At 69.4% G+C, this 9,256-nt stretch carries 7 protein-coding genes and 1 pseudogene; 6 read left to right on the forward strand and 2 right to left on the reverse strand.

What is annotated here, in order from left to right:
• Positions 1–6 precede the first annotated feature (6 nt).
• The 3 genes from ACZ6O2_RS30075 to ACZ6O2_RS30085 all read left to right on the forward strand — a co-directional run bounded on the left by ACZ6O2_RS30075 (position 7) and on the right by ACZ6O2_RS30085 (position 4,258).
• Positions 7–1,800, forward strand: coding sequence for a hypothetical protein (locus tag ACZ6O2_RS30075; protein ID WP_466025230.1), 1,794 nt, complete (start codon positions 7–9; stop codon positions 1,798–1,800).
• A gap of 381 nt (positions 1,801–2,181) precedes the next feature.
• Positions 2,182–3,210 (forward strand): hypothetical protein, encoded by a 1,029-nt coding sequence (locus ACZ6O2_RS30080; protein ID WP_466025231.1) that lies wholly within the window; start codon positions 2,182–2,184, stop codon positions 3,208–3,210.
• 646 nt (positions 3,211–3,856) lie between these two features.
• Positions 3,857–4,258 (forward strand): hypothetical protein, encoded by a 402-nt coding sequence (locus tag ACZ6O2_RS30085; RefSeq protein ID WP_466025232.1) that lies wholly within the window; start codon positions 3,857–3,859, stop codon positions 4,256–4,258.
• Between the two features lie 152 nt (positions 4,259–4,410).
• On the opposite strand, the pseudogene ACZ6O2_RS30090 reads toward ACZ6O2_RS30085, so the two are convergent.
• Positions 4,411–5,615, reverse strand: a pseudogene (locus ACZ6O2_RS30090) (IS110 family RNA-guided transposase).
• A gap of 746 nt (positions 5,616–6,361) precedes the next feature.
• Here ACZ6O2_RS30090 and ACZ6O2_RS30095 point away from each other — a divergent pair.
• The 3 genes from ACZ6O2_RS30095 to ACZ6O2_RS30105 are packed head-to-tail and all read left to right on the forward strand — an operon-like array spanning position 6,362 to position 7,778.
• The gene (locus ACZ6O2_RS30095) at positions 6,362–6,889 is read left to right on the forward strand and encodes a DUF6244 family protein (RefSeq protein WP_466025233.1); all 528 of its coding nucleotides are present in this window, start codon (positions 6,362–6,364) and stop codon (positions 6,887–6,889) included.
• Positions 6,886–7,365, forward strand: a complete 480-nt coding sequence (locus ACZ6O2_RS30100) for a DddA-like double-stranded DNA deaminase toxin (protein ID WP_466025234.1) — start codon at positions 6,886–6,888, stop codon at positions 7,363–7,365. The genes ACZ6O2_RS30095 and ACZ6O2_RS30100 overlap by 4 nt, the downstream gene beginning before the upstream one ends.
• A complete protein-coding gene (locus tag ACZ6O2_RS30105) occupies positions 7,362–7,778 on the forward strand; it encodes an Imm1 family immunity protein (protein WP_466025235.1) in 417 nt (138 codons plus the stop codon). The genes ACZ6O2_RS30100 and ACZ6O2_RS30105 overlap by 4 nt, the downstream gene beginning before the upstream one ends.
• A gap of 614 nt (positions 7,779–8,392) precedes the next feature.
• Here ACZ6O2_RS30105 and ACZ6O2_RS30110 read toward each other — a convergent pair.
• Entirely contained in the window at positions 8,393–8,920 is a 528-nt protein-coding gene (locus ACZ6O2_RS30110) for a hypothetical protein (RefSeq protein ID WP_466025236.1), read from the reverse strand.
• Positions 8,921–9,256: the final 336 nt, after the last annotated feature.

The following is a 9,256-nucleotide window of genomic DNA, read 5'->3' on the forward strand; positions in this document are numbered from 1 at the left end:
ACCAGCATGTCGCTGTCGAAACACCTCAACCCGGACCCGGACGCCGCGGCCACCGCGCTGCCGGCTGACCACGCGTGGCTGCGCATGTCGGCCGCGCTCAGCGCGCACATCCCACCGATCGCCGGCCGCGAGGACCTGCTCGTCGTCATCGAACCCGGCGCCGGCGGGGGCGCCCCGGCCTGCTTCATTCGTGAACGTGCCACCGTCGAGATCGATGGCACGTACCTCGGCATCGATCCCCGCATGGTGGACCCGCATGATCCCGACGCGCGGGAGAGATACCCGGTCGCGTGGGGACTGTTGGTGCACGAGGCCGCGCACTCCCAGCACACCCGCTGGGAATTCGGTACCGGACCCGCCCGGGTAGCCGAGGCCGCCGCGCTGCTGGAGGAGTCCCGCATCGAGGCCGCCCAGCTGCGCCGAAGGCCCGGTGACCGCCGGTGGCTCCGCGCCGCCGTCACCAAGATCATGCTCGACGACATTCCCACGACCGATGACCCGTGGGCTGCCGCCGCCAGCGCAGCGCTCGTGCTCGGCCGCGTCGACGCGGGTGTCATCGACTCCGACGAGGCCGACCAGCTCCGCAGGGCGGTCGCCCGGATTCTGCGCCCGGTTCTGCTCGGCACCCTCACCCGGATCTGGCGCGCCGCCCACCAGGTGCCCGACGACGACACGGACGCCATGCTCGACCTCGGCCGACGCTGGTGCGGCGCCTTGGGTGTCGACCCCGACGCCGCGCCCGGACCCGCCCAAGCTGGCTCTGGCAGCGCGGGGCGGGGCGGTGCCGGTCAGGGCAGCGGCAGCAGCCCCGCGGGCGGGGGCGTGCTGCGCCGCGCGGCCACCTCCGTCGTCGGTGCCGTGGCCATCCACGACGCCGAAGCCGCCCAGGCCGCGGCGGCTGCCGCCGCCCGCGCCCAACAGCGGGCCCAGCAGCGCCAGGCCGAGGCTAACCAGCGGAAACGGTCCCACGACGCGGCCGACGCGGTGTTCGGCGACGGCGGCGGTGCGGGCAGCGGCGGGGGCGCGAGCACCAACGGCTCCCCGTTAATCCGCACGCGACCGCCCGCGCACCGGACCCGGCCGCCGACTGACGACGAGCGTGCCGCCGCCCGGCAGCTCGCCCGCGCGTTGCGGCAGGCCGCCTACCGGGAACCGACCGACACGGTCACCACCTCGGTGACGCCACCCGGGCGGCTCGTCACCCGTGCCGCACTCGCCGCCGACGCCCAACGCGCCGCCGGTCAGATCCCCACGTCCGAACCGTGGCGGCGTACCGAGCGCCGCCGCGTGCCCCAGCCGCCGATCCACGTCGGCATCGTCGCCGATGTTTCGCCATCGGTAGGCGCCTTCGCCGGGCCGATCGCCTCCGCGGCGTGGATCACCGCGCAGGCCACCGCCTGGGCTGGCGGCACCAGCGCCACCGTCACCTTCGGCCGGTACGTCACGGCCGTGACCCGTCCTGGCCAGCCACCGGAGAAGGTCCGCCTGTTCAGTAAGGAAGGCCACACGCAGGGCTTTCCCCTGGCGGTGGATGCTCTCGACGCGGCCCTCGGCCTAGCCGGCCCGCGCGGCGGAGCGCGGCTGCTCGTCGTGGTCAGCGACGGCGAGTTCACCGCCGCCGAGATCATGGACGGCCAGGCACGCCTGGACCGTCTCGTCCGCGCCGGGTGCGGGCTGCTCTGGCTCGGCCCGCCCGACTCCCGCCCACTGGGCGGCGCTCACACCACCGTTCTCGGCAACCCCGCCGACGCTGGGCGCCTCATCGCCCGCGCCGCCGCCACCGCACTGCACAACACCTGACCGACGCCAGGGTCGGCTCGGCCCGCAGGGCGAGCTGCAGGTGCGTGGACTACCCTGCCTTGAAAGATTGAGCCGTCTGTCGGCCAGTGTCGCCCATTTTGGCTGGCCTGCTTGATCTGTCGGCTGCCGCCGATGTTCATCCGCTACCGTCGGCTGGCTTGGCTGTGTGATGGCTGCACTGCCAACTCCCTGCATCGGACCCCGAACCCCAGACGAACGGGGCCGGCGGTGGCGGGCGCCGAGGCGGTGACGGGGCCGATCGGCTGGAGGGCTGGTCTGGCGAAGGCTGGTGCTGGCAGTTGCCGTAGTCCTGTACCGTCCGAGCGGCAAGTTCCTTACAGGACGGGGGAACCCTTGATTAATTCCTTCGGTTCCCGTCGCATGCTCGCCTGGACCGCGCCCGTGGCGCTCGCGCTGACCGCGCTGGCCCCGGCCCTGCCAGCCCAGGCCGCAGCGAAGCCCACGCCCACCGTCACCACCGGCCCGGTCGACAAGGACCTCAACGGCGACGGGGTGCCCGACCTAGTCGCCGTCGGCGGTCCGGGCACTGGCCTCGGCTCCGGCGTCTGGTCGGCACTCGGTGTGAAGTCCCGCAAGACTGGTGTCGGCACCGGCGAGGTGCAGACACCGGCCAGCAACATCGGCCTGCGCGGCACTGGCGTCACCGAATACAACGCCCCGACAGACTTCGACGGTGCCCAGGTCATCACCGGGCGCTTCACCGGCGTCGACCGCCAGGACTTCCTGTATTACTACCCGACCGGTACCGCCGCCGGCATCGGCGGCGTCATCCGCGGCGCCGGGGACGGCACGATGACCAACCCGGCGCTCAGCGGCAACCAGTTCTCGATCAGCTACGACAATCTGATCGACGCCAACGGCAACAGCCCGCTGCAACTGGTGAACGCGTTCCAGGCTGACGGCGTCGACACCGGCATCCCGGACCTGCTCGGCATCGCCGGTGACGCCACCAACGGCTACCGGCTCGGCTACCACCCCAACTACTTCGCGCCGGGCCTCTACTACGGCGTCACCGGGCTGACCAACCCCACGCCGACCGGCGGGACCGACTGGCAGAACTGGAGCCTCGCCAGCACCGAAACCGCCTCAGGGATTGCGCTCTTCCTGCGCAACGCAGGCACCGGTGACCTGTACCTGTGGACCGGAGTCACCATGATCGACAACGGTGACGGCACCGGCACGCTGACCCACACCCAGTACCAGGTGGCGGCGAACTGGAACACCGGCGTCGCGATCAGCACGCTGCAGGCCGCCGACATCAACGCCGACGGCACCCCGGACCTGTGGACGGTGCTGACGGACGGCACCTACCAGGCGTATCTGATCTCCGGCCTGTCCAACAGCGGCACCGCGACGGTCACCGCCACCCGCGCCCGACAGCTGGCCTAACCTCCCGGGCAGCCCATCAGACCTTCCGACTGAAAATCGGAAGGCCGGCGGTTCGACCCCACCCCTGGCCACATAGTCTTTCGCCGGGCTACAGAAGCGCCGACCTGCGGAAACGCCGGTCGGCGCTTCTGCGTTGTGCCCGAAACGCCGTCTGTCCGGTCTGTCCCTCGTTGACCCCAGAATCCCACTAGTGGCCGCCCGCTTGTCGCACATGGGTTTCGCACAGACGGGTTTGGTGCGCGTGGACGCCTCGGGCCGCCTTGTGGCTGGCCTCACACCCAGCATGGCCCGACGTCAGCGTCCCTCGGGCCGCGCACTGCGCTTGGGAGCCTCAGTTTGGAAGATCGTTTTCGGCTGACCTGATCTGTCCGGAACGCCTGGTCAGCGGCGGTGCCGTGGTGACCGATCATGACCGCTGCTGACCGCCTGGGACACCGGCTACTGGCACGTGTCTGGCACGGCTGCGCGGCGGGCGCGTGGCTGTCCGGCGGGGTACGGCTTACCGCCCCCGGCCTTCCGGCCGGGGGCGGCTCGCCGTATCGCCGGTCCTCCGCGCGCCTGGACCCCGGTACCCAGTGGCGCGGCAGCCGATCGCCCTGCGATCGTTCGGGGTCTGCCTGTCGCACAGCTCTGACATTCTGCCGTCATGGCTGACCGACCTACCGTTAGATGGCGCTGTTACGTCGACGAGCAGGCCGCCCAGCTTCGCGACGGGGTGTTGGAAGAGCGCGAAGCCTGGGCCTTGTCTCTCTTCCCGGACTCACTCATCGTTGCGACCGACGCTGCGCTGTACAGCTTTGAGCAGGCGCTCACACAGATCGACCTGAGTTCAGACGCCGCTGTTTTTGAAGCGGTAGAGCGGGTCGTCATAGCGCTCAACGGTGTAAACGAGACCCACAACGGCTCTGGTTATGAGACCGGTGAGCGTGAGGAGCTGTGTGCCTACATCGACGAGGTGCTTACGGGTGTGGGCGTTGAGGTCGATGCCCTGGCAGCCAGGAACGGGCTCAAGCGGTGGGAGATCACCGATCGCTGGCGTGACTGGTAGTCCGGACCGTCGGCGCTGCGCCGCCCGAGGACGGCCGGAGGCCGCCCGCAGGGCGAGCGTCAGCGTCTGCCCCTGTACGCATGCGTTCTCCGTCCGTGGCCGCCCAGCGGCTGCCATTGTCGGCTGCCGCTGTCGTCAACCTTCAGGAGTCTCTACGCGAGTTCGCATGGCGCCAGCTCTGCTGATCTTGGTTGTTTGGGCTGGTAGGGGTCTTGTCGCGGATGCAGGCCCAGATAACGTTGAGGCGTTGTCTGGACAGGGCGGCGGTGGCTTGGCGGTGGGCCTTTCCTTCGGCTCTCTTCTTGTCGTAGTAGGCGCGTGATCGTGGGCAGTGGGTCAGCGCGGTGAAGCTGGACATGCTGAACACCCGGCGTAGGCCGCGGTGGTAGCGGTGGGGCCGGACCTGGTGGCTCTGCCTGCGTCCGGAGTCGCGGGAGATCGGTGCGAGGCCGGCGTGCGCGGCGAGTGCGGCGGGGCTCGCGTAGCTGGCGAGGGTGCCGGCGTGGGCGAGGAACTCGGCGGCGAGAGTGGTGCCAATACCAGGGAGACTCGTGACGATCTCCCCAAGTTCGTGCTCGGCGACAACTACGGCGATGGTTTCCTCGATGGCGGTGATGCGGTCGTTGACCGCTTCCAGGTCGGTGGCCATCTGCGCCAGGATCCCGGCCGCGGTGGCCTCTCCCGCGACGGCGACGGTCTGCGTCCGCGCGGCGGTGAGGGCCTTGGCGGTGAGTGCCTTGGCGGCCTGGACGCTGTGCTGGCGCAGGTAGGCCAGGATGCGGGCTTCACCGGCACGGCGCAGCCCGGCGGGGGTCTGCCACTGCGCCAAGAGCCGGAGCGCACCCCTGCTGCGCAGGTTCAGCGCCTTCTCCAGGGAAGGGCTGATCATGGTCAGGAGGTCCTGGATACGGGTGGTGATGCGGACCCGGTCGGCAACCAGGTCGAGGCGGCGGGAGACGAGCAGCTTCAGCTGCTGCTGCACCCCGTCTGCGAGGGTGAGGGTTGGTAGATCGGCGCGCATGCGCAGGGTCTAGGCGATGACGTAGGCGTCGTGAGCGTCGGTCTTGCGTTCGCCGTGGAACGCCTCCGCCATCCGCGAGGTGACCGTGCCGCTGACGTAGCGCACGTCCGCGCCCCGGTCGAACAGGACCGCCAGCAACAGCGACGCGGGTCCGCCGCGCAGGTCGACGGCCCAGCGGAGCGGCTTACGGCGTTTCCCGAGCCGCCCGGCGATGCCGGAGATGGCGTGCTGGTCGTTCGGGATCTTCTCGGACATCACCACGGTGCCGTCGTCGTCGACGACGCACACGTGGTGATGGGTCTTGCCGACATCGACGCCGGCCCACAGGCTGCCCACCGGGCATCACCCTTTTCGCTCGTGCTGGTCAGGGGCGTGGACCCGCCGCGGTTCAGTAACCACAACTTCGGAAAGGGCGATCTGGTCGCAAGTCTCCATCCAGTGCTGATACAGCGGTCATCAGCGAGAGCCGGGGCGTCCTACTCCTAGCTGGCCATGACATCGGCAGCAGACACCCAGACAGTCACCCGACCCTCCGGGTCCACCCCAGCAAACGACACGGTTCGATGTCCGGTTGCGGGTCCCGACGGCGAACCATGCGTCAGGTGTCGAGGCCTGCGAGGTTGAGGCGTTCGAGGGGGCTGGGCTTAGAACTGGCCGTACGTGCTGGTCGAGGCCGGCCCCGAGCAAGCCCTCACCTGGCGCACCGGGGGTCACAGGCGCCATCCTCACGGAGCGCTACCCCATCCGTTCTTTCCCGCCGACCGGTCATAGCCCGTCTCCGCGCTCTGGAACGACACCTGGAGCTGCGTCGGCGGCCCGGATCCACTGATCCGACACCCTCCGGCAAGACCTCGTGGCCAACGGCCGCCGGTCCGACCGGACGAAGACGCGCCGCCACCGGGAGAGCCCCAAGGCATCGGGACGCCCAACGTGTTGATGCAGGCAGAGACAAGGACTGACGCCTGCTGTTCTTAAAAAATCAGTTCTCCCACCCGGAAGCCGTTTGTGCATTGGTTGTGTTCCATCGGCGCTGCTTTCTACGCTTCCACGGTTCTGTGGACTCGGGGCCGGAGGGTGACGCGATGTCGCTAACCGACAGCATTGGTGCCGACTTGCGGGCGATGGCGGCGGGTGTGGACCGGGCGCAGCAGGAGGCCGGCGCTGTCGACCATGCGATCGAGCAGATCACCAGCCGGGCGGTGGTCTCCGGCTTCGCCGGCGTCGCTGTGGGGTTGGCTCGCGTGCGAGAAGGGCTCGGGCAGGCTCGGTCTCGGCTGGCGCAGGCCGGTGGGGTCCTGGGTGAGGCGTCGCGGTCGCTGAGCGCTGTGCCGCAGCAGCCGTCGCTGCAGGAGACGGTCGCTGCGCTCACGCCGGTCGTGGCCGCGCTGACCGCCGTCGACGGCCATGTCGCTGCGGCCGGATCCGCGGTCGACGACACGCGACGGCTGGTCACGGCGGCGTTGCAGGGAGGACAGCCCGGTCCCACGCTGTCGCGGCTGCAGCAGGTGCTGCAGGTCCTAGCGGCCGTCCGGACCCGCGGGACCGAGGCCCGACAGCACGTCGACACCGCGCTGGCACAGGCTCGGCAAGTCGGTGAACTGGGAAAATGACCGTGGGCGGTGGCAGCGACATCAGCCGACCGCCCGCCACACGCGACACGAGCGCAACGAAAGCGCCGGCTCCACCCGGTCCGCTGCCCGAAGGGTTGACCGATGCCGCTCGGGACCTGCCTCGACGGCAAGCGAAAGACCCTACCTCCGGTGTGGCGTTGATCGGTGGTGAGCGGATATCGATGAGGTCTGGCCGTGACCCCGCCGCCGCCGACCTCAAGCCGGCCTACAAGCTCATCGCCACCACGACCGACCATCTGGAGGCCAAGCTTGCCGCCCGGATGCGCCGCGACCACGTCACCCAGGCGGCTGTGGTAACGAACAATCCGCCCTGCGACTACACCCCCTACGGCTGCGAGAAGATCCTCTCCCGACTGCTGCCGGCCGGCGCGCAGCTGGCCGTCTACGTACGCGACGATGACGGGCAGGTACGCCATTGGCGTACCTATACCGGAAACGGAAAGGCGATCGCATGAAGGTGACCTGGACCTACGACCGGGGCGACCATCGCGACAACCACGAGGTCGAACTGCCCGACCCCGACGCCCTGGAGGCACTCCTTCGCGAGATCCAGCAGGCCGGCGAGCCCGTCGTGCTGACCATCTTCAGCGACACCAACGACGACCTCGACGACCTGCCACCCGGCATCCAGATCGGCCTTGGTCACCCCACCCACGCCTTCGCGGTACACATCGCCGACGACGGCGGCTACCTCAACGACCCCACAGCGGAAACCCCGACCAAGGGACTCCAATTCGACTTCGGCGGAGTGCCCACCGAGTACCCGGCCGAACACCTACAACTTCGGCCCGAAACGGCAATACGACTGGCAGTCACCTTCCTCAAGACCGGCGGCGAACCGCCGCACCTGTCGGCTGTCACCGAGTGATCGCGTGGCGAGGGGCAGGTGGCGTGCTCTGGTGCCACCGCCCGTGATGCCGAAGGTCTCCGTGCCCCGCAGCGTACGACCCGGCTGGCTCCCGCGCAGCGGTGCGACCCGAACCCATAGGGTCACCCCAGCCGGCGGGCGGCCCACGGCCGCGAGGCCTGATCCGGATCCACCTGTTTGTCGTGGAGCGAGAATGCTGAGGTGGCCCCTCACAACGAGCGAGTACGCACTGCGGTAGACCGCGTGAACCGTCTTCACGCCCTGATGGAAGCCGACCTCAACGAAGTTCGGGGTGGCTTCGACTGGTGGTACGGGTACTTCGACCAACCGAGGGGTCTGCTGCACCAATAGGTGACACCGGAGATGGCTTGACCTGCTTCGCCGTGCTGGCCGCCACGTCCAGGAGCTGACCGTCGTTGACCGCCGTCGCCCATCCCAACGGGCACGCGGGCACGGGCCGACTGTCAGCTTGGGAATCGCACAAGATCGCATCCGGGCACGGCGTTTCCCGTCATCGGCAAGGTCCGCAGCGGCCTGGTTTGACCCCTGGTGACACCGTCGTGTGGCCCGTGGATGGCCCAAGCCGCCCGGGAATTCCTAGCTGGGGCGGCCCCTCAGCTGTGGCAGCGAAGATCCTCCCCGCCAGGCAGAAAGCTGATCTCAATCCCAATCTTGCCGTAGGTGTGCAGACCCGGCGGGAATCGCCCGTAGACCAGCAGCAGACGCACCTGTCGCCCGCTCGTCGCCCGGTCGGCGCACAACCGATCTGCTGGATCTGGACCCGGCACGATCCTCCAACGACCCGCCATCAGCAAGGTGCGGTAGTGGTCGATGGCGGCATCCATGGAGGTGCCGGGCGGCAAGCTGATGTCCGCCGAAACGCGCCCCCAATCGTCGCTTTCATCTCCGCACGGGGCCTGATCGATACGGTCGACGGTGGTGCCCGGTGGAGGAGAAGTGAGCACCCGGTCTCGCGCCAACTGCTCGGCCAACCGGTGATCGGCATCCGTGCACTCGGTCTCACGAACACCCGGGCTCTTAATCGGCTCGGCGAGTAGCAGAATCGCCAGACCACACAGCACCAGAACACCGACCAGCACCGAGCTAACTACGGCGATGCGGGCAAAGAGTCGCTGGGGCACGGGGCGAGAGTAGAACAGGTAAGTCGTGCCAGCGGTCCTGGGAGGATCTCCTCGTCGGGCAGTCGTAGACCGTCCAGCCTCCCGGGACGGGGACAAGGTGGAGCGCCCTACCGGACGAACGACCTTGGCCCCGTCCCGGGAGGCTGGTAGCCCTTGTGGTGCCCGATGAGGGGATCCGGACCTGATCTCTGAGGAGGGCCGGGGTTCGGGGCAGAGCCCGAGGTCTTCAGGGTCTTGTCGTCCGTCAGCGTGGCCGGCCGGCCCGGCCGATGCCGGCCGGAGGTCGCCAGCAGGCCGGGGCCGGGCCGGCGGGGGGGGGGGGGGGGGGGGGGGGGG

The organism is Micromonospora sp. NPDC048040 (assembly GCF_055587185.1).

Coding starts and splice junctions, on each gene's coding strand:
- ACZ6O2_RS30075 (WP_466025230.1), top strand. CDS start 7: ATGTCGCTGTCGAAACACCTCAACCCGGACCCGGACGCCGCGGCCACC.
- ACZ6O2_RS30080 (WP_466025231.1), top strand. CDS start 2,182: ATGCTCGCCTGGACCGCGCCCGTGGCGCTCGCGCTGACCGCGCTGGCC.
- ACZ6O2_RS30085 (WP_466025232.1), top strand. CDS start 3,857: ATGGCTGACCGACCTACCGTTAGATGGCGCTGTTACGTCGACGAGCAG.
- ACZ6O2_RS30095 (WP_466025233.1), top strand. CDS start 6,362: ATGTCGCTAACCGACAGCATTGGTGCCGACTTGCGGGCGATGGCGGCG.
- ACZ6O2_RS30100 (WP_466025234.1), top strand. CDS start 6,886: ATGACCGTGGGCGGTGGCAGCGACATCAGCCGACCGCCCGCCACACGC.
- ACZ6O2_RS30105 (WP_466025235.1), top strand. CDS start 7,362: ATGAAGGTGACCTGGACCTACGACCGGGGCGACCATCGCGACAACCAC.